Consider the following 19,833-nt stretch of genomic DNA (forward strand, 5'->3'; position numbering starts at 1 on the left):
TCTCTGTTACTTTTTGATTTTTCATTGTGGCTGGTTTCTCTGTTGGTTTATCTATTCTATCTGTAATAAATGAAATAGTTTCTGCAGTTTTAGGCTGGCTCGCTGTCAGTTCCATAGGAGTCTCTGCCGTACCCACTGAAACCGCTGTTTGTTTAGCTTGTTCCCATACTGTAAGAACCTCAGAAGCTACGCGATCCCATTTGTAGTGCGATAGGGCAAGCTCTCTTCCTCTTTCTCCCATCCTTTTCATCATTGCTTTGTTGGACAATACTTCTGTAATCTTTTCTACAAACTGAACGGGGTCCTCGGGATTTTCTACTACAAGACCATTTTCTCTTAATTGGATAACTTCTGCATTCCCTCCTCTTGCCGTTGTTACGATAGGAAGGCCTGCTGCCATCGCTTCATAATGAACCCTTGCTAAAGGTTCTGGCCATATAGATGTACACACAAATAAATCAGCGGCCGCAAACCAGTTTTGAATTTCACTTGGTGCTACAAAACCTGTTGTCACAACAGGGATCGGCAACTTTTTCGCCAGTGCTCTTACATAGGCAATATAATCTGTTACGGCATCCTGACTAAACCACTTACTTCCGACGATGACCAAGGCTAAGTCCTTATACTTCTGAGATAGCTCCGGCAACGCCCTGATTAATCGATCGACCCCTTTATTTCGTGAGAGCCTTCCCGCATATAAAATGACTGTTTTGTTTTCTAACCCATGTGCCTGACGAATATCTTGGCGAATCTTTTTCATATTTGGGTGACTACCTGGTAAAAATCGCTCGGTATCTACCCCAGAATAAACTGTATGAACCTTTCCAGCAGCCTGTGGATATAGGCTCTGTATAACGTTTCCAACGTAATCACTGACCGTTACAATACTTGATACTTCATTCAATACCTCATTGGCCTCAATAGGATCAATTTTTTCTTCATTAAACATGTCATTATGCATACTTAATGTAATTTTAGCTTTCGGAGCTACATTGCGAACAGGGAGAACAAGTCGCGGACGATTAAAAATATGGATTAAATCAAATTGATTAGATTCAAGATAGCGAACGACTCCTTCTTTGTACAATTCCAATATTTTTCCTGGCACCCGCACATAAGAAACACCATCGATTGTTTCCTCATCTGGTAACTCAGGATCGCTAGTTCCAAGTACTGTAATATCATGTGATTGTTTTAAATAAGGGAGAATACCTGCTATATATGTTTGAATAGCTCCCCCTCGTATCGGAGGCATAGGAAGTTTTTCAGTACAGATCATTAAAACTTTCATCGTGCTTCAACCCCAATCCAATCGTCTTTAATTTCTTCTAACACAGGCCATTTCGTTTGATCGAGATTGATGATCGTTTGAATTAATTGAACCGCTTCTTCATTTAAAAATAACTCCGGCTCAAATATGGCTCCTTTCAAGTGCTTATAGAATTCATTAGGAAATGACAATTCAATCATTAAGATGTCATATACTTCAGCACTTATTGGATTCACTTCATGGTAAGCTTTAATCATTTCTCGTACCCAAGTCGCATCCCATTGAGAATTATCTATCATTTTATTCGTAATTAATTTTCGTAAATCCCGAATCGGAAGGTCGAAGGCAACACCATCGAGGTCAATAATCCACATCCCATCTGAACCCATTTGACCATTGGACCAGCCATAATCCTGGTGCACTAATCCCCAATACGCATTCCCTTTGGCTACTAAATCGGGATAGCTTGATTGATTCAGTCTTTCTAAACCCTGTATGGCTTGCTGTTCAAAGACATCTACTGCTTGTAATAAATGAGAGCTAGCCGGCATTTCTGGATAAGCATACGCAATATTTCGTAACCAATCCATTTTAGTAATAATCTTTTCAAAATTCCTTGGCCATTTATGCAACCTTGTCGCCATTTCAGCATGCTTTGGAGGTTCATATCCTTTACTTAAACGATGAAACTCACCAATAGCTCTACATAAATGTTTCGTACCTTCTAAGTCTTTTGAAGCAGGTGCTAAAGGTTCAATCCACTCCGCAACAAACCATAATTTCCCGCTTGCTTCAACATAATTGCTTCCATCCTTTGTTTTCACAATCGCCGGAACTCTTGCTTTTTGAATTTCCACTAAATATTCTTGAGCTCCTAAACTGAATAAGCTTCTAGTCGGCCTACGATGCAATAACTTCAAACTTTTTGGCCCTGCAGATGTCTCAACTTTCCAAATAGCGCCACCTCTTGCCGGCTTAGTTGCCATGACTTGTATACTTTGAACTGAAAAATCATAATGTAATAGAACTTCACCTGCTATTTTTTCAATATATTCAGGTACAAAAAGTTCCGACATCAATTCGTCCAGTTCCCATGGTTCAATCAGTATGCTCCCCACCTTATCCCTCCTATAAAATCAAAATAATCAAGTTTGCAAAATTAAAGCATAGAGCATTCATTCTTCCTAACAGATGCATTATGTCTAGGATTTTGTACCTGCAGGATTCATTCACTACTTTTTACTAAACTATGCTCAAAAAAAATATTTGTATAGGACAACCGCTTAAAGAATTCAACAATTGAAGGATAATGTCCATAACAAGATTCCAATATGTACGTTCATCATTTAACTTACAGTGCCACAACAAAAGTCCGTATGTATGTGAAAAGCAGGTCCCCTTTAAGGCAAAACCTGCTGAATAAAATTGTATATTCGGTCTAAGTATTAAGACCATACTATACAACCTATATTATTTTATGATTCATCTTCCTCTTCCTCCTCTCCAGAACTTGAGCTTTCCTCTTCGGAACTTGAGGAACTCGAGCTTTCCTCCTCGGAACTTGAGGAACTCGAGGAACTCGAGGAACTCGAGCTTTCCTCTTCGGAACTCTCGTCTGCTAGATTTTCTTCTTGAGTTGCCGTTACTGTCTCAAATGTCTGATCCTCAGGCGTAACTTCGGTTAATACATCCAAATCGGTATCTTCAATAAATTCATCTTCTATCTCTCTATCCTCTTGTTCCTGCTTGTTTACCCCCTCCTTAAAATGCTTATACAAATATACGGCTTTTCGAAAAGATGAATGATTATTTCCTTGTTGTGAAAAATCCTTCACTTCATTTACCTCCTGTTCTTATTCATACATTTATTGGATTTCAAGTTCTATTCATAAGATATTCTGTAGGCCATAATTTGTGTAATACAATAGTGGATACTGGACATTTTTTATATAGCTTTTGTTGATAATCATAGGCGTATAAAAAATAACCTCAATCCTATTAAAAATAGAATTGAGGTTATTTAAAAAAATCGATTACTGTGAATCTAGCTCATTTAATTCAGCAAGATTCTTTTTATATCTAGAAGATTGTAAGAAACATCCAATCGATGCTGCCAAAAACAAAACCGAAGCAAGCATATAACCGTTCACATCAAACGCTGTCTTTCCTTCTGTCGGAAGAATCGTTCCTAAATAGAAAAAAGAACCAACACATAATAAAGTAATCGCAAAGCGTTTGTAATCTATCATTTTTGCAGAAAGGTTTTTCAGTTTTTTATTCAAGAATGCTCACCTTCTCTCATAACTAGTAAAACACGGATAACTTATTCTATCATATATACATCCATTTACTATTTGTTAATATTTAGGAATAGAGAAGGTGAAGACCGGTATTAGTTTTGTAAGGCTTGTTCTAGATCTTCAAGTAAATCTTCAACATCCTCAAGACCAATAGAAATTCGAATCAGACCGTCCGTAATGCCTAATTCAGCACGGCGCTCTGCTGGAATCGATGCGTGTGTCATAAGAGCGGGAATAGAAATTAAACTCTCCACTGCCCCAAGACTTTCTGCAAGTGTAAAATACTTCACTTTATTTAACACTTGCGCTGCTTTTTCGGCACTGCCGACATCAAAGGAAATCATGCCGCCAAAGCCGCGAGATTGTTGCTTCACAATATCATGATTGGGATGACTTTCTAGTCCTGGGTAATACACTTTTGAAACGGCATCATGCTCAACTAAGTACCTTGCAATTTTGTTAGCATTTTTCTCATGCTCTTCCATACGAAGACCGAGCGTCTTCATACCTCGTATTAATAACCAAGAATCTTGAGGACCTAACACACCTCCTGTTGAATTTTGAACAAAATGAAGGTCTTCACCTAACTTCTCATCCTTCACAACAGCAAGACCTGCGACAACATCACTATGACCGCCAAGATATTTCGTTGCACTATGAAGAACGATATCTGCACCAAGCGAAATTGGATTTTGCCAATATGGTGTTGAGAATGTATTATCTACAATGGTTAATAAGCCGTTTGCTTTTGCAATTTTGGCTGCGGTTTTAATGTTGGTAATTTTCAGAAGAGGATTTGTTGGGGATTCGATAAACAACGCTTTCGTATTTTCTTGAATATTTTTTTCAATTTCACTTAAATTGCTCGTGTTAATAAATGTGGCACTTAATCCAAATCGATGTAACACTTTTGTAATTACACGAAAAGAACCGCCGTATACGTCATCTGTCACTAAAATGTGATCTCCTTGATTAAACAGCATCAGCACCGCTGTCATCGCTGCCATCCCTGAACCGAAAGCAAAACCGCGTTTTCCTTCTTCTAGCTCCGCAATGAATGTTTCTAGCGCATGACGTGTCGGATTACCTGTACGTGAATATTCATAACCAGTATGATTGCCTGGTCCATATTGTTTATACGTACTCACTTGATAAATCGGGACAGAAACCGCTCCTGTTTGTTCATCACCAAAGATACCGCCATGAATTAATTGTGTTTTCCTCCTCATATTCAAATACCTCCTTGGTAGATTTTTTTACTTAAGTAGCGATCGCTCGCATCTGGGAAGATTACGACAATGTTTGTACCTCTCGAAGCAACTTGCGCTTCCTTCACTGCAGCAGCAAAAGCTGCGCCTGAAGAGCTTCCAACGAGCAGTCCTTCTTTGGCGGCTAACTCTTTTACATAGCGAAACGCCTCTTTATCTACAATCGTATGAGTATCATCAAAATAAGATTCGTCCATATAGGTTGGTAAAAACTCCATGCCTATTCCTTCTGTCTTATGTGGACCGGGTTTGCCGCCATTTAAAATTGATCCCTCCGGTTCAACAATAACTGTTTTTACAGAAGGATTTTTTTCCTTTAAATAGCGGGAGGTTCCCATAAACGTACCTCCCGTTCCAGCTCCGGCAACATATACATCTACTTTTCCATCAAGCTGCTCCCAAATTTCAGGTCCTAGTGTTTTATAATATGTTGCTGGATTGGCTGGATTGGCAAATTGCTGCGGACAATAGGAATGAGGAATTTCTTTTAAAAGCTCTTGAGCTTTTGCAATGGCTCCTCGCATCCCTGCTTCCGAAGGTGTACGCACAATCTCGGCACCGAGAGCCTGCATTAACTCTTGCTTCTCTATACTAAACTTCTCTGGTATACAGACTATAACATGGACTCCATAATGAAGAGCTGCCAGCGCTAGACCAATCCCCGTATTTCCAGCCGTCGGTTCAATCACCGTTCCACCTTGCTTTAATGCACCGCTCGCAAAAGCCGCTTCTAACAGCTCTACTCCTAAACGATCTTTTATACTGCCACCTGGGTTAAAGAACTCCAATTTAGCGAAAATTCGCACATCTTTCGGAAGAGAAAATCGAGTAATTTCTAACATAGGGGTAGACCCAATTAATTCATGTATATTCCGAACAACTTTCATATTCTCCCACCTTTTCACCAAATATAAGTTAACATACCTCTTTACCCGGGTAATGTGTAAAATGATAATTGACGAAGAATGATTTCGTCAATTATCAGATGACTACTTAATTTTTTCAATCATTTTTAAAACAAGTTCAGCAGAATGCAGGGCTGCCGTTTCTAGGAACTGATCAAATGATACATTCGATTCTTTTCCTGCAATATCAGAAAGAGAACGAATCACTACAAAAGGCGTTCCAAATTGGTGGGCCACTTGAGCAATTGCTGCTGCTTCCATTTCCACTGCATATAAGTCTTTAAACTTACTGCGTACAAACTCCACACGAACAGGATCGTTCATAAAAGAATCTCCTGTTACAATCAACCCTTTTGCTACTTGTGAATGAGTCATTTCCTTCGCTGCTTCTTCTGCAATGGCAAACAGCTTTGGATCTGGCAAGAAGGCTGCCGGCAATTGCGGTACTTGACCATATTCATAGCCAAAAATCGTTACGTCTACATCATGATGGCGAACTTCCGTTGAAATAACGACATCTCCAACATTTAATTCCTCATGATATCCACCAGCTGAACCTGTATTGATTACGGCATCTGGTTTGAATTTCTCTAATAAAATGGTCGTCGACATCGCCGCATTGACTTTCCCGATGCCTGACTTTAGGACAATAACCTCCATACCATTCAGTGTGCCGATATTGAACTCCGACCCAGCAATTTTAACTTGTTCTAAATTCTCTAATTTATCTCGTAAAATCGTTACTTCTTCTTCCATTGCTCCGATAATTGCTACTTTCATTCACTAAACCTCTTCCTATAATTTTTGAGCTTCAACAATCCAAACAAATTGATTGCAACGAGTGAACGAAACATCAAATCCGTTCTCTTTCAACACCTTCTGTAAAAAAGGAATTGTTGTATAGTATTCCGTTGACAAATCCGTTGCTAGATTCAGGAATCCAGCATCTTTTGCCTGTTGAATAGCCGCTCGATGCGCTTCTTTAGACTCATACATCGTATCTGCAAATACTATTTTACCACCAGGATGGAGTAACTTGCTATAGTTCACAATCGCTTTTTCTTTCTCTTCATCTGTTAAATGATGAAAGGCATATGTGCTAACAAATGTATCTACTTGCTTATGTGTTGGGAATTCAAGAAAATCGCCATTCGCAATGGGTATTTGACCATGTAATTTTTCGACTGCTTTCCTTCTCATAGATGGAGACGGCTCTACGCCTGTGACCGAAAGCCCCGCTTGCAGAAGGCGTTTCGTTAAGTTTCCTGTCCCTACGCCAAACTCTAACACATGACCTTGTGCACGATTAGCTACTTCGTCTAATATTTGCTCATATCCATGAAATACGTCACGATATTCTTTATCGTAACCACTGACTGTATCATCATAGTATTCGGACCATTCTTCAAATAACTCAACAAATTCCCGCCCCATTATCATCACCTTTTTAAATTTAACTATGTTAATACATGTTATTAAACCAAAAATCAACAACGTTCTATAACATGGTCTTCAGTTTTAAAAATATTATATATAAAACATATGGATATAGTATGATTTTATTCGAAAATGGTTCGATATTTATGGTAAAACGCCCTTATCTTCAAACGGTTTCAATATAAATGAACCGCCATGCATGCTACAATAAAGTGAATAAAACATTGGAGGGTAGAACAATGACTTTTCAACTAAACTTAGACTTAATAGATGATAAAATTGAATTTTTTGAAGCTGAAAGCATTAAGATATTAGAGGAAAAAATTCAAACACAAATTGACAATAATAAAGCGCTCATGCTCCATGTTCACTCTGTTTCACATGAGATGTATGTAAGTGAAGAAGGGCGACGTTTTTATAGCGCTGTTGTCCATTTTAAAGCGAAGAAATAATGAAATGACAAAGAACCCTCACATAGCCTGAGGGCTCTTTGTTTAAAGACTGTTATCTGCCTCTATCATTTTCCTTTAATTCTTCCACTTTCACAGGCTTCCAGCCAGCTCCATCAACCCATTCAATATACACGCGATAAGCTTGCGGATTATCCCCTTCTGATACAGTACCAATGGCTGTATTCGGGGAACCTCCATTTTTCAACCACCAAAGGCGCATACTTCCTTCATCTAACCCAGCTCCGTAAGCAATAGCCTTCGTCATTTCATTCCAATCTTTAGAGCCTTTTTCAAAGCTTGTCGTATGTGAACCAGTTTGCTCCGTTCCAATCGGCTGCCAATCTTCACTTGTGTACGTATTTAATACATTGGCGTCTCCACTACCCTCTATTTGTTCAAGTTTAACACCGTCAGCCTGTTCCTCTTCTGACTCTGATTCTTCTTCTACTTCTTCAGTAACCGCTTCCTCAGTTTCATCTTTCCCTTTATCCTCCGGTTCCGGTTCTGGTGTTGATTCCTTTACTTCTTCTTTTGGAGTTGTTTTTTCCTGTTCTTTAGATACTGGTTCTACATCATTATTCGTGAAAATAGTAATAGCAACAATCACAATAAGTAAAGATACAATCGTAATCGCAATGTTGTAAAATTTATTTATTTTTCGCTTTTTATCATGTCGATCAAGACGAGAAGACAAAATATAACCTCCCTTATCTTTTCTTTCTATTCTAACATGACCTATCCTAAAATCGCATCCTACTTCTTTCGTCATTGGGACTCAAGTTGATGAACCACTTTCACAACGTCTGCGAATAGTGGAGTCATACTGCTTGACTGTTCCGTTGTATCTAAGCTAACTGTTACAAGTGCATATTTTGGCTCTTTATATGGAAAATAACCAGCAAACCATTTATTTAACTTGCCTGTTTCTAGATTTGTCTGAGCCGTCCCTGACTTACCGGCAACCTCATAAGGAAGGTTCTGCAGCAAGGCACCTGTTCCTTTCTCTTCCGTAACGACCCCTCTTAACAACTGCTGCAGTTTAATCGTTGTATAAGGTGAGATAGTCTCTCCTTCTATCTTTTGATTTGGAAAATCGACCACTGTCGTCCCATTATTAAACTCAACTTTTGATACCGCTTTTACTTGCTCTTTTTTACCGCCGCGCGCAATGGTGGCCATCATATTTGCCATAGCAAGTGGTGTCGCCTGAACATCCTGCTGTCCAATTGCTGTTTTAGCAATCATTTTCTTATCTTTTTTTAATGCTTGGTCATGCCAAACCTTTCCTGATTGCTCGCGATAAAGCTGGGTAACCTGGGTGTGATATACATCGCCGCTCCAGCCTACTTGACCGATGATTCCTAGCTTTTTAGCATATTCCTCGAAAAAGTTAGGATTCTCTTCCGCTATTTCTGTAGCAAGCTCAGCAAATGTTCGATTGCAGCTTTGAGCAAAACTATTTTTAAAGTTTAGCATGCCTAACGGACGTTGTTGATCAACCTTTCCTTCAATTGTTAAGTCACAATTGAACATTCGACTAGATGGAATGACACCATAATCAATTGCCGCTGCTGCCGTAATCGTTTTAAAAACCGAACCTGGGGCTTTTTGTGTCGTCATCATATTGACTGAGCCTATTCCATTTGGATCATCTTTTTTAAGTGCTGGACGTGATACCATCGCAACAATTTCACTTTTTTCAATATCTAATAAAACAAGTCCGCCATTGGTAATCTTATATTGGTCAACAAGTGCTTCTGCCTTTTCTTGAATCTCCTTATCAATAGTTGTGATGACTTTAACAGGATATAGGGGGTTCGCAGGCTCCACATACTTCACATCGACCCCAAATAAAGGGCCGCCGCTTGCATCAACATGAAACACAAGCTTAGATTCGCCTTCCGATAGTAAAAACTCATCAAATGTTCGCTGTAAACCCTTATCTCCAATTCTCGTTTCAGGGGATAAGTTTAAATCTGGATAGCGCTCGAGTTTTAGCGCATCCGATTTAACCGTCGTACCAATTAATTGAGCAGCAAGCCTATCCTCTCCATAAACTTTCTGATTGACCGCAAACACACCTGGGATTTTTAATTCATTAATAGCTTTTGATTGACTTAATGATAACTGAATCGGCGTATCCCCGCCAAATGCAAAAGGCTCTTTTGCATTTGCGACTGCGGTAATCAGTGCTTGTTCTGAAGTTCCAATAATACGCGCTACTTCATCAGCGGGCCATGTCATTTTACTTAAGAACGGAAAGAGTACAAGCGTTGGAATTTCTTCATGAGCTAGCGGCTTTCCATTTCGATCATAAAACTTCCCTCTTCCATCATCAATCTTTAATACTTGCGAACGCTGCTTCACACTCGCTTCAATTAAATTTACATGATGTTTAGAAAACGATTCTGTCGCAACTAGCTGTATTTGTACAAGCCGGCCAACTAAGGTAATAATTAATACCATTAATATCGTGGCAACAATAATCATTCGTCGTTTATGCATCCAACAACACCTCGTTACCATTGTTGACGCGATTAAACAATTTAATTCTTTCCCCATTAGAAAACTCACCAAGTAACCTGAGTTCGCTTGCACTGGATATCAAAAGATTGTCTACCATTTTTAAATTTTATCCCATACCTAAAGAATAGAAAGCCCCTACTAATGGAAGCTTCACTTTATAAGTCTCCAAATGACAAAAAAGCAGATTCATCAAACAAATCTGCTTTTTAGCCTAAATCTTTACCTGGAAGCGGCAAAGATTTCATGATGTTCCAAGACAGCGTTTTACTACTCATTTATCTGCAGAAAAATCACTGAATAGAAGTAATCTTTACTTGCATTTCGCCGCCTGGTGTTTGTACGGTTACTTGGTCGCCCACTTTTTTACCAATTAGACTTTGAGCAATTGGTGAATCGTTTGAAATTTTTCCTTCAAACGGATCTGCTTCTGCACTACCAACGATTGTATACGTTTCCTCGTCTCCATCTGGAAGCTCAATAAATGTAACAGATTTCCCAAGAGAAACCGTATCTGAATCTAAATCACTTTCTTCAATAATCTTCGCATTGCGAATCATATTTTCAAGGGTTGTAATTCTGCCTTCTACAAATGCTTGCTCATCTTTTGCAGAATCATACTCAGAGTTCTCTGATAAATCTCCGAAGCTGCGTGCAATTTTAATTCTTTCCACTACTTCTTTACGTTTTACTGTTTTTAACTGTTCAAGCTCTTGCTCTAATTTCTCTTTACCTTCTTTTGTCATCGGAAATACTTTTTCTATAGCCAAAACTCTTCACTCCTTCAAGTTCTCACAGATACAAGATTCCGTGATGTATATGTACTTTTTAATTCAAACAAGTCGAATATATATAAGCGCGCGACCTCATAAAAGGACGCGCTATCTACTAGAGAAATCCTAGCATATAAATCGACTGCCTTTAAAGAAGCAGTCGATTATTTCACTGTCTTTAAGATAGAGTATGACCTTTCCCTTCATTTGTCTAGTCTTTTTACAAAGGTTTTGTTAAATAACACTGTTGATTGTTGGCTCATTTAACTTTCAGCAGAGCTGAAAGGCGTGTAAAACCGCGGTTTCATACGAATGAACGAAAAATCGTATAAATCAACAATATTCATTAACATAGACTTTAGAAAAACAGCAGGGTTCAGGAAAATTTCACCTATCTTTATTTATGCTATGTTATTACAAAATAGACTTTTATTCAAGATTTTGTTTAACACTTTGTCCATGTATACGTCCTATTCATTTTCTTTACGCATCATGTTGTTAACAAATACAGGGTGATCTACTTTAATACGAACAATTTGCAACGGATGACGAGCAGCGTCTAGTTCATTGCCCTTCTCGTCTAAAATGACGCCTACTTTTTGCGTAAAGTTTTCGATTTCTGGACCAAAAAATTCTACTTCATCCCCTGGCTTAAAGAAATTTCGCTGTTGTAATGTAGCAATTTGAGTATCTGAATTATAATCTAACACAAGCCCCGCAAAGTCAAAACGAGTCTTTGTGCTATGATTCCCAAACATCTGCTGCTTATACCCTGGAATATCTCCTTCCATAAACGCTGGAGCCGTCGGACGATTCGCACATTTGTCCAATTCATCTAACCATTCCTGCTTAATTGAGAAGTTGTCTGGATCCGCGCAATACGTATCAATCACTTTACGATATACACTAATAACAGTTGCGATATAGTGAATCGATTTCATTCGTCCTTCTACTTTTAAACTATCCACGCCAATCTCAATCATTCTTGGCAGTGACTCCAATAGTTTTAAGTCTTTTGGACTCATAGCAAATGGAGCATCTTTTTCATCAAATAACGCTTTTTCACCATCACTATCCAGCTCGTATAAATCATAATCCCAACGGCAAGATTGACAGCAGCCACCACGGTTAGAATCACGAGCCGTCATATGATTAGATAACGTACAGCGGCCAGAATAAGCAATACACATCGCACCATGCACGAAGGCTTCAATTTCAATATCGACTTTTTCCTTCATTAATTGAATTTCTTCAGCGCCTGTTTCACGAGCAAGTACAACGCGCTCCAGCCCTTCTTCCTTCCAATATTGAACGGCTTTCCAGTTCGATAATGATTGCTGAGTGCTTAAATGAATTTCCACACTCGGTGCTACTCTCTTACATGTTTCAATAATTAATGGGTCCGCTACGATAATACCATGTACACCAGCTTCTTCTAAACCAGCTAAGTATTCTTCTAACCCATCAATATTTTCATTATGAGCAAAAATATTCGTTGTTACATATACTTTTGCTCCATACTTTTTCGCAAATTCAACGCCTTCTTTCATTTCTTCAAATGTAAAGTTTCCGGCATTTGAACGTAAACCATACTCTTGTCCACCAATAAAAACAGCATCTGCACCGTAGTGCACAGCAACTTTTAATTTTTCTAAATTTCCGGCAGGTGCTAGCAGCTCCGGTTTTTTCACAATGACTCTTTTTCCATCAATAATTTTGGAAATTTTATCAGCAATAGCGTTCAAGGCTATTCCTCCTCATTCCTGTATTAATAAACTGTTTCTTTAAAGAAAAATCCTGTATCTAACGCCCGATTCTTCGGTTGAATCGCTTCAATTTTTTCAAAAAGCTCACTCTTAATTTCATCATAACGATCCACGTCTTCTACACATAAGTCAATAGCTTGACGATATAATTTCGTTATTTCAATAATATATTCTGGTGTTTTTAAAATCCCATCAATCTTAAACGAATCAATCCCTGCTTCGACTAATTCTTGGAGCTCGTCAATCATACAGATATCGTTCGGGCTCATAATATGTGTCCCGTTTTCATCCTCATAAATCGGATATTTGTTTTCACGCTCTTTGTCATGTAAAAACATATTTCGTTGTTGTGCACGATTTTCTACTTCTAGTGATTTCCCTTGGTATTCAAAATAGTTTCCAAGCAATGTTCGTTTAGATTGAAACATGCACGTCATTCCATGCACTTGTACTTCAATTTCTACTTCAGCATGTTCCTTCATTTCAATGACAGCATCCATATTAATTTCACGAGCTGCGACAGCACGAACTGAGCCGCGACGTCCCCAATAGTTCGCTGTATACCAATTCGTTACCGTCATTTCTGTATTCCAGTGCAACGGCATATCTGGCGCTGCAGTTCGAACTGCCATTAACACAGCCGGGTCTCCCCAAACGATGCGGTCAGCTCCTGCTTCCTTTAGAAAAGCAATGTACTCTTCTAATTCATCTACTTTTTCATTATGAAAAAGTGCATTCATCGATACATATACTCTTTTGTTTGCAGCATGAGCAATTTGAATGACTTCCTTCACATCTTCACGTGTAAATTCTCCGGGTAAGCGAAGCGCATAACGCTGCTCACCGATAATGAACGCATCGGCTCCTGCCTTAATAAGCGGTTCTATATCCGCTACACTTGTTGGAGTTACGAGCAATTCAGGCTTTTTCATTTTGTTCACCTCTATGTTTACTAATGGCTATGCCATCTCCAATCGGTATAATGACCGTATCGTAATGTGGATGACTGAGCAGCCATGTATTAAAATTTTGAATTCGTTTAATCAAACCGCGTTTACGTCTTGGTGTAATAGTTTCTAACTCCTCCGCAACTAGACCTTTAAATAAAACATTATCTGTAATGATAATTCCTCTCTCACTTAGCAGAGGCTCATACAATTCAAAAAAACGACGATACTGTCCTTTCGCTGCATCTACAAAGATTAAATCGAATGGTCCATGGTCCTTCACAGCCTCAAAGGCTTCCAATGCGTCAGATTCAACAAGGATAATACGGTCGCTCAAACCAGACTTCTCAAAGTTTTGCTTCGCCACTTCGATTCGCTTTTCAATCCGCTCAATCGTGACAATACGAGCACTTGGCAAAGTCATCGCCATTCGAATGGCTGAATATCCGATCGCCGTCCCTAGTTCTAAAATCTTTTGCGGCTGCTGAAGTCGTAAAAACTGTAATAAAGTCGCAATCCCTTCCGGCTCCATAATCGGGACATGCTCTGCTTCTGCAAATTCTTCAATCTCTTTCAGTAATCCAGTCCGCTCTGGAATTAAGGATTGAAGATATTCATCTATTTTTCCGTTCAAAATCTGTTCCTCCAAATACGTACGGTCCCTTAAGCATGGTCGTACATTCTTAATATTTGCGACGACTAGACTTTTGGAGTCCTCTAATCGGCCTACACTAGAAAAAACTCGGCAACTGCCGAGCCAAAAGGTCATTATGTCCTTTTTTCACTTGTCTTATTCTATCATATAAAAATAAATCTTGCTTTTCAAACCGACGATTTATTCTGATGAAATATTTAGTGAAAATACCTAATCCCTTATTATTGATTCGTAATATGTTCTGCTTTCTTCACATTATGCTCATCCAATGTTTTCGAATACAGCACTTCCCCTTCAGGAGTGGCTAAGAAATACAAGTATTTAGTCTTTTCAGGCTCTAACACTGCTTTAATGGACATCTCACCAGCATTAGCAATCGGTCCAGGCGGTAAGCCTTTCACTTTATAGGTGTTATAAGGAGAATCAATCTCTAGATCTTTATAAAAAACGCGGTCCTTATGTTCTCCTTTTGCATATAGCACCGTTGGATCTGTTTGTAACGGCATCCCTTTATCTAGACGATTATAAAAAACAGAAGCAATTTTAGCACGATCAACTTTTTCTGTTGCTTCTTCTTCCACAAGAGAAGCCATTGTCAACAGCGTATGGACAGAGTAATCTTGCTCTATCATTTGTTCTTCATATTTAGTTAACATGTCTTCTGTTTGTTTAAGCATCTTTGAAATAACGGTTTCTAACGATGGAGACTCTTCCTCAAAATCATACGTTGCAGGAAATAAATATCCTTCAAGTGGATATTTAATGTCTTTGTCATAAATATCGTCCGTCAATAAAGCAGGGAACCTATCTTGCATACTTTGAATAAATTTTTTATCATTTAGTTTCTTAAATACTTCTTTCGGATTTTGATCTGTTTTTTCGGCTACAATCTCTGCGATTTGGACAAGCTGCTTCCCTTCAGGAATCGTAATCTTCAGAGCTACCTCTTTCATCATCTTTCCAGTCTTAATGCTGTTAATAATTTCTTGATGCGTCATCGATGGAGATAATGAATACTTCCCCGCCTGAAAACCAGATTCATTGCGAAATTTAATATAATATTTAAACACTCGTGCATTCTTAATAATTCCTTCTTCTTCTAGTAAGTTAGAGATAGAACTAACAGAAGAACCAATTGGAATTTCTACCGTTCTCTTTTTCTTATCATCCGGGTCCAGCGGCTTTAGCGCTGAATTGACATATAAATAACCGCCTATTCCTGTTATTCCTATTATCACAATCATCGCTATCATAATTCGAACAACAATCTTTCGAACTAATTGAGCATCCTCTTGCTGCTCTAATAATTTCTCTCTAACATTTTCCTTTTTAGATTGCTTTGAGTCCATCTTCATTCCCCCTTGCACAACCACAACACAAATTGATTATTTATTTATAGAAATAATCACTTCGAATATTATACTAAAACAAAACAACAAATACATAACTTTTACGAAATTATACAATTTCTCCTACATATTTATCGCAGATTAACAGGCAATAAGCCCCTATCTTAAGGGGAAAAGAGGGAAAAAATCATTTTATCTCACACTTAACTGGGATGAAGCCCCCCCACTGACAGAAGTTTCACTTTATCAATAATATAATTAAATAGTTTCATACGAAAAAAGCTGATCCCCATTAGGAGGATCAGCCCGCATCTTACTCTTCGCCTTCTTCATCTAAAAACGTGTTCAGCATTTCTTCAATCATATCCCACTCTTCATCTGTTTCGATTGGAGCAAGTTCACCATCTTCGTTATTTTCACTTGGTGTGAAAGAAGAAGCATGAATTTCGATTTCTTCATCTTCGTTATCAGAAATTGGGTAGTATAGCACATATGATTTGTTAAATTTATCGGAATCGAATGTGAACAAAATTTCACAAAGTTGCTCATTTCCGTTTTCGTCTACTACTGTAATATTATTTTCACCATGTTCCATTCTTTTTCACCTCAAAGAGAATTTGTTTGATTGTCTAAGAAACCTTGCAGAATCATGACAGCCGCCATTTTATCAATGACCTTCTTGCGTTTACTCCGACTCACATCGGCTTCAAGCAGCACCCGTTCAGCAGCCATTGTAGTTAATCGTTCATCCCATAACACGACAGGCAGTCTGAATTTCTTTTCTAAATACGCTGCGAAATTTTGACTTGCTTCTCCGCGCGGTCCAATCGTCCCGTTCATATTTTTTGGAAGACCGAGTACGATTTTTGACACTTCATGCTCTTGAATAATTTCTCCAAGCCGTTTTATGCCAAAGTCTTTTACTGCTTCATTAATTTTAATTGTTTCCAATCCTTGTGCGGTCCAACCCATGGCGTCGCTAATTGCAACGCCAAGCGTTTTTGAACCTAAATCAAGTCCCATTGTACGCATTAGTATTCCTCTCGCTGATTCTTTAAATACGATTTGACCAGCTCTTCAATAATTTCATCCCGTTCAAGCTTACGAATTAGATTTCTCGCATCCTGATGACGTGGAATGTAAGCGGGGTCACCTGACAATAGATAGCCAACAATCTGATTGATTGGGTTATACCCTTTTTCTTGAAGAGCAGAATACACTTGAAATAATACTTCCTGTACATCTCTTTCAAATGGTTCTTCAGGAAAACTAAATTTCATCGTGTTATCAAAGGAACTCATATGGTCATGCACCTCTCCTCTACGTAGAGACTTCCATAATATACATTGTACAACACTTCTTACCGATTATGAAAGTGAACGTACCCATTCTTCGACAAAATCAAGTGCTGCATCCAATTTTGCTGGGTCTTTCCCGCCAGCTTGTGCCATATCTGGACGACCACCACCGCCACCGCCGCAGCGAGTAGCTACCTCTTTAATTAATTTTCCTGCATGGTAGCCTCGATCAATAAGATCTTTCGTTACACCAGCAATTAAATTTACTTTGTCACCTTGTGCAGAACCAAGTACAAGAACGACAGAATCCAGTTTCTGTTTTAAATCATCTGCCATTACGCGTAAATTATTCATGTCTGTATCTTGCACTTTCGCAACTAATACGTTAACGCCATTCACTTCTTTTACATTTGAAACAAGGTTTCCAGCTTCAATGTTACTTAACTTCGCAGATAAACTTTCATTTTCGCGCTGCAATTCTTTCGTTTCAGCTAACACGGCATCAATACGTGCTGGTACGTCTTTCAAATTCGTTTTTAGTTTAGAAGCCGCTTCTTTTAAAAGCGTAATTTGGTCCGCCATTAATTTGTAAGCTCCAGCTCCTGTTACGGCCTCAATACGACGAGTTCCAGCACCAATTCCGCTTTCCGAAACAATTTTGAATAGACCGATTACCGCTGTATTTGGTACATGACAACCACCGCAAAGCTCTAAGCTATAGTCTCCAATTTGAACAACACGGACAATTTTACCGTATTTTTCACCGAATAGAGCCATTGCTCCCATTGCTTTTGCTTCGTCAATATCTTTCAAATCAATTGTTACTTCTAAGCTTTGCCAAATTTTCTCGTTTACAATCGCCTCAATTTTCTCTAATTCCTCTGGCGTAATTTGACCAAAGTGCGAGAAGTCAAAACGTAAGCGTTCTGCTTGAACAAGGGAACCAGCTTGGTTAACATGTGTGCCAAGTGTATCTTTTAACGCTTGATGTAAAAGATGTGTCGCTGTATGATTCTTCACAATTTCGCTGCGGTTTGCATAATCAACAGTTGCCACAACTTGTGCTTCAGCCGATAATGTTCCAGCAACGACTGTTACGCGGTGAAGATTTTGTCCATTCGGTGCTTTTTGAACATCATGTACAGTTAATTGTACAGCTTCACTAGTAATCATTCCTGTATCAGCAATTTGACCGCCGCTTTCTGCATAAAACGGTGTTTGATCTAAAATAATTTGAACTTCTTCGCCTTCGTGTGCTTCTGTAATAAGCTCACCGTCTTTAACGATTGCCACAACTTGTGCTTCTACTTGAAGTTTCTCATACCCAACAAACTCACTTGCAACCTTCACATCACCTAAAACGCCGCCTTGAATTTGCATAGAATCTACATCTTGACGCGCAGCACGTGCACGTTCACGTTGTGCTTCCATTTCTTTCTCAAAGCCGTCATGGTCAACGGTCATGTTTTCTTCTTCTGCATACTCTTCTGTTAATTCAATTGGGAAACCATATGTGTCATATAAACGGAACGCATCCGCACCTGGAATGATACTTTGCCCTTGCTCTTTTTGTTTCTTAATCACTTCAGATAAAATGCTTAATCCATCATGCAGTGTTTCATGGAATCGCTCTTCTTCGTTTTTCACAACTTTAGCAATAAAGTCTTTTTTCTCTAGCACTTCTGGATAGAAGTCTTTCATGATTTCCCCAACAACGGGCACTAATTCTAACATAAATGGTTCGTTAATGTTGATTTGTTTTGCATAACGAACGGCACGACGAAGTAAACGACGTAATACATAGCCGCGGCCTTCATTAGATGGGAGCGCACCATCGCCTACTGCAAATGTTACCGTACGAATGTGGTCGGCAATGACTTTAAACGCTACGTCTGTTTCTTTATTTGCTCCATATTTCACATCTGTAAATTGTTCAACGGCACGAATAATTGGGATAAATAAATCTGTATCAAAATTCGTTGGTACGTTTTGAACGACAGAAGCCATACGCTCAAGGCCCATACCTGTATCAATATTTTTCTTTGGAAGCGGTGTATATGTACCATCTGGATTATGATTAAATTGAGAGAAAACTAAGTTCCATACTTCTAAATGACGTTCATTTTCTCCACCTGGATATAATTCTGGATCGTTCGGATCGTCACCATATTCTGGTCCGCGATCATAGAAAATTTCTGTATTTGGACCACTTGGGCCTTCTCCAATATCCCAGAAGTTTTCTTTTAAACGAATAATTTTCTCAGCCGGAACCCCAATTTTCTTATTCCATAACTCAAATGCTTCATCGTCTTCAGGGTGAATGGTTACAGCTAGTTTATCTTTATCAAAACCAATCCACTTTTCATCTGTAAGGAATTCCCAAGCCCATGTAATTGCTTCTTCTTTAAAATAATCGCCGATTGAGAAGTTTCCTAACATTTCGAAGAATGTATGATGGCGCGCTGTTTTCCCTACATTTTCAATATCATTTGTACGAATTGCTTTTTGCGCATTTGTGATTCTTGGATTTTCTGGAATCACTCGTCCATCAAAATATTTTTTCAACGTCGCTACCCCAGAGTTAATCCATAATAAAGATGGATCTTCATGCGGAACAAGTGACGCACTCGGTTCAATGTTATGTCCTTTTTCTTTGAAAAAATCAAGATACATTTGGCGTATCTGTGCACCAGTTAAATATTTCATCTATTTTTTCCTCCTTTTAATTTTGGGCATACAAAAAACTCCCATCCCTAAAAAACAGGGACGAGAGTTAGCTCGCGGTACCACCCTGATTATGGACATCTTGCCTGTCCATCACCTTCATCTAGCCTTAACGCGGCGTAACGGCAGGTATTAGCTGCTCTCTGGACTAGCTTTCTGCTGCTCT

At 38.8% G+C, this 19,833-nt stretch carries 20 protein-coding genes and 1 other annotated feature (1 of these 21 running past the window's edge); of the genes, 1 reads left to right on the plus strand and 19 read right to left on the minus strand.

From position 1 onward, the window contains the following. The 8 genes from V7068_RS06575 to V7068_RS06610 form a co-directional block, all read right to left on the minus strand. The coding region (locus tag V7068_RS06575) for a glycosyltransferase family 4 protein (protein WP_499711666.1) at positions 1-1,291 on the minus strand (1,291 nt) is incomplete at its 3' end. Then, positions 1,288-2,388 carry a CotS family spore coat protein gene (locus V7068_RS06580; protein WP_499711668.1) on the minus strand — a complete coding sequence of 367 codons (1,101 nt, stop codon included), beginning with the start codon at positions 2,386-2,388 and terminating at the stop codon, positions 1,288-1,290. The genes V7068_RS06575 and V7068_RS06580, both read right to left, overlap by 4 nt. Before the next feature lie 357 nt (positions 2,389-2,745). After that, positions 2,746-3,105 (minus strand): hypothetical protein, encoded by a 360-nt coding sequence (locus V7068_RS06585; protein ID WP_499711669.1) that lies wholly within the window; start codon positions 3,103-3,105, stop codon positions 2,746-2,748. Positions 3,106-3,303: 198 nt separating this feature from the next. Beyond that, positions 3,304-3,552: a YrhC family protein gene (locus V7068_RS06590; RefSeq protein WP_252282586.1), complete on the minus strand. Its 249-nt coding sequence runs from the start codon at positions 3,550-3,552 to the stop codon at positions 3,304-3,306. 110 nt (positions 3,553-3,662) lie between these two features. Beyond that, positions 3,663-4,799: a bifunctional cystathionine gamma-lyase/homocysteine desulfhydrase gene (locus V7068_RS06595; RefSeq protein WP_499711671.1), complete on the minus strand. Its 1,137-nt coding sequence runs from the start codon at positions 4,797-4,799 to the stop codon at positions 3,663-3,665. A 2-nt stretch (positions 4,800-4,801) separates the two neighbouring features. Beyond that, complete coding sequence (locus V7068_RS06600; protein ID WP_499711673.1) at positions 4,802-5,725, minus strand: PLP-dependent cysteine synthase family protein; 924 nt, start codon at positions 5,723-5,725, stop codon at positions 4,802-4,804. A 102-nt stretch (positions 5,726-5,827) separates the two neighbouring features. Then, positions 5,828-6,523: a 5'-methylthioadenosine/S-adenosylhomocysteine nucleosidase gene (mtnN, locus tag V7068_RS06605; protein WP_499711675.1), complete on the minus strand. Its 696-nt coding sequence runs from the start codon at positions 6,521-6,523 to the stop codon at positions 5,828-5,830. A 15-nt stretch (positions 6,524-6,538) separates the two neighbouring features. Then, a complete protein-coding gene (locus tag V7068_RS06610) occupies positions 6,539-7,177 on the minus strand; it encodes a class I SAM-dependent methyltransferase (protein ID WP_499711677.1) in 639 nt (212 codons plus the stop codon). A gap of 242 nt (positions 7,178-7,419) precedes the next feature. On the opposite strand from V7068_RS06610, the gene V7068_RS06615 reads away from it, so the two are divergent. Continuing rightward, positions 7,420-7,632, plus strand: a complete 213-nt coding sequence (locus V7068_RS06615) for a DUF2536 family protein (RefSeq protein WP_127761453.1) — start codon at positions 7,420-7,422, stop codon at positions 7,630-7,632. Positions 7,633-7,684: 52 nt separating this feature from the next. On the opposite strand, the gene V7068_RS06620 is transcribed toward V7068_RS06615, so the two are convergent. The 11 genes from V7068_RS06620 to alaS form a co-directional block, all read right to left on the minus strand. Further along, a complete protein-coding gene (locus V7068_RS06620; RefSeq protein WP_499711679.1) occupies positions 7,685-8,326 on the minus strand; it encodes a YrrS family protein in 642 nt (213 codons plus the stop codon). Between the two features lie 71 nt (positions 8,327-8,397). After that, the gene (locus V7068_RS06625; protein WP_499711681.1) at positions 8,398-10,137 is read right to left on the minus strand and encodes a peptidoglycan D,D-transpeptidase FtsI family protein; all 1,740 of its coding nucleotides are present in this window, start codon (positions 10,135-10,137) and stop codon (positions 8,398-8,400) included. Between the two features lie 311 nt (positions 10,138-10,448). After that, positions 10,449-10,925, minus strand: a complete 477-nt coding sequence (gene greA, locus V7068_RS06630; protein ID WP_127761456.1) for a transcription elongation factor GreA — start codon at positions 10,923-10,925, stop codon at positions 10,449-10,451. Positions 10,926-11,398: 473 nt separating this feature from the next. Then, the gene (locus V7068_RS06635) at positions 11,399-12,673 is read right to left on the minus strand and encodes a peptidase U32 family protein (RefSeq protein ID WP_499711683.1); all 1,275 of its coding nucleotides are present in this window, start codon (positions 12,671-12,673) and stop codon (positions 11,399-11,401) included. A gap of 23 nt (positions 12,674-12,696) precedes the next feature. Then, positions 12,697-13,626 carry a peptidase U32 family protein gene (locus tag V7068_RS06640; protein ID WP_499711685.1) on the minus strand — a complete coding sequence of 310 codons (930 nt, stop codon included), beginning with the start codon at positions 13,624-13,626 and terminating at the stop codon, positions 12,697-12,699. Beyond that, the gene (locus V7068_RS06645) at positions 13,613-14,275 is read right to left on the minus strand and encodes an O-methyltransferase (protein ID WP_499711687.1); all 663 of its coding nucleotides are present in this window, start codon (positions 14,273-14,275) and stop codon (positions 13,613-13,615) included. Before V7068_RS06645 ends, V7068_RS06640 begins: the two co-directional genes overlap by 14 nt. A 242-nt stretch (positions 14,276-14,517) precedes the next feature. After that, the gene (gene mltG, locus V7068_RS06650; protein ID WP_499711689.1) at positions 14,518-15,651 is read right to left on the minus strand and encodes an endolytic transglycosylase MltG; all 1,134 of its coding nucleotides are present in this window, start codon (positions 15,649-15,651) and stop codon (positions 14,518-14,520) included. 307 nt (positions 15,652-15,958) lie between these two features. Next, a complete protein-coding gene (locus V7068_RS06655) occupies positions 15,959-16,240 on the minus strand; it encodes a DUF1292 domain-containing protein (RefSeq protein ID WP_119117440.1) in 282 nt (93 codons plus the stop codon). 11 nt (positions 16,241-16,251) lie between these two features. Then, entirely contained in the window at positions 16,252-16,677 is a 426-nt protein-coding gene (gene ruvX / locus V7068_RS06660) for a Holliday junction resolvase RuvX (protein ID WP_499711691.1), read from the minus strand. Beyond that, a complete protein-coding gene (locus tag V7068_RS06665) occupies positions 16,677-16,946 on the minus strand; it encodes an IreB family regulatory phosphoprotein (RefSeq protein ID WP_127761461.1) in 270 nt (89 codons plus the stop codon). The genes ruvX and V7068_RS06665 overlap by 1 nt, the downstream gene beginning before the upstream one ends. 66 nt (positions 16,947-17,012) lie before the next feature. Continuing rightward, the gene (alaS, locus tag V7068_RS06670; protein ID WP_499711693.1) at positions 17,013-19,649 is read right to left on the minus strand and encodes an alanine--tRNA ligase; all 2,637 of its coding nucleotides are present in this window, start codon (positions 19,647-19,649) and stop codon (positions 17,013-17,015) included. Between the two features lie 53 nt (positions 19,650-19,702). Beyond that, positions 19,703-19,833, minus strand: a binding site (T-box leader) (it continues 79 nt past the right edge of the window).

Origin of the sequence: Bacillus sp. JJ634, assembly GCF_036962285.1 — a bacterium.
Lineage (GTDB): Bacteria > Bacillota > Bacilli > Bacillales > DSM-1321 > Peribacillus > Peribacillus asahii_A.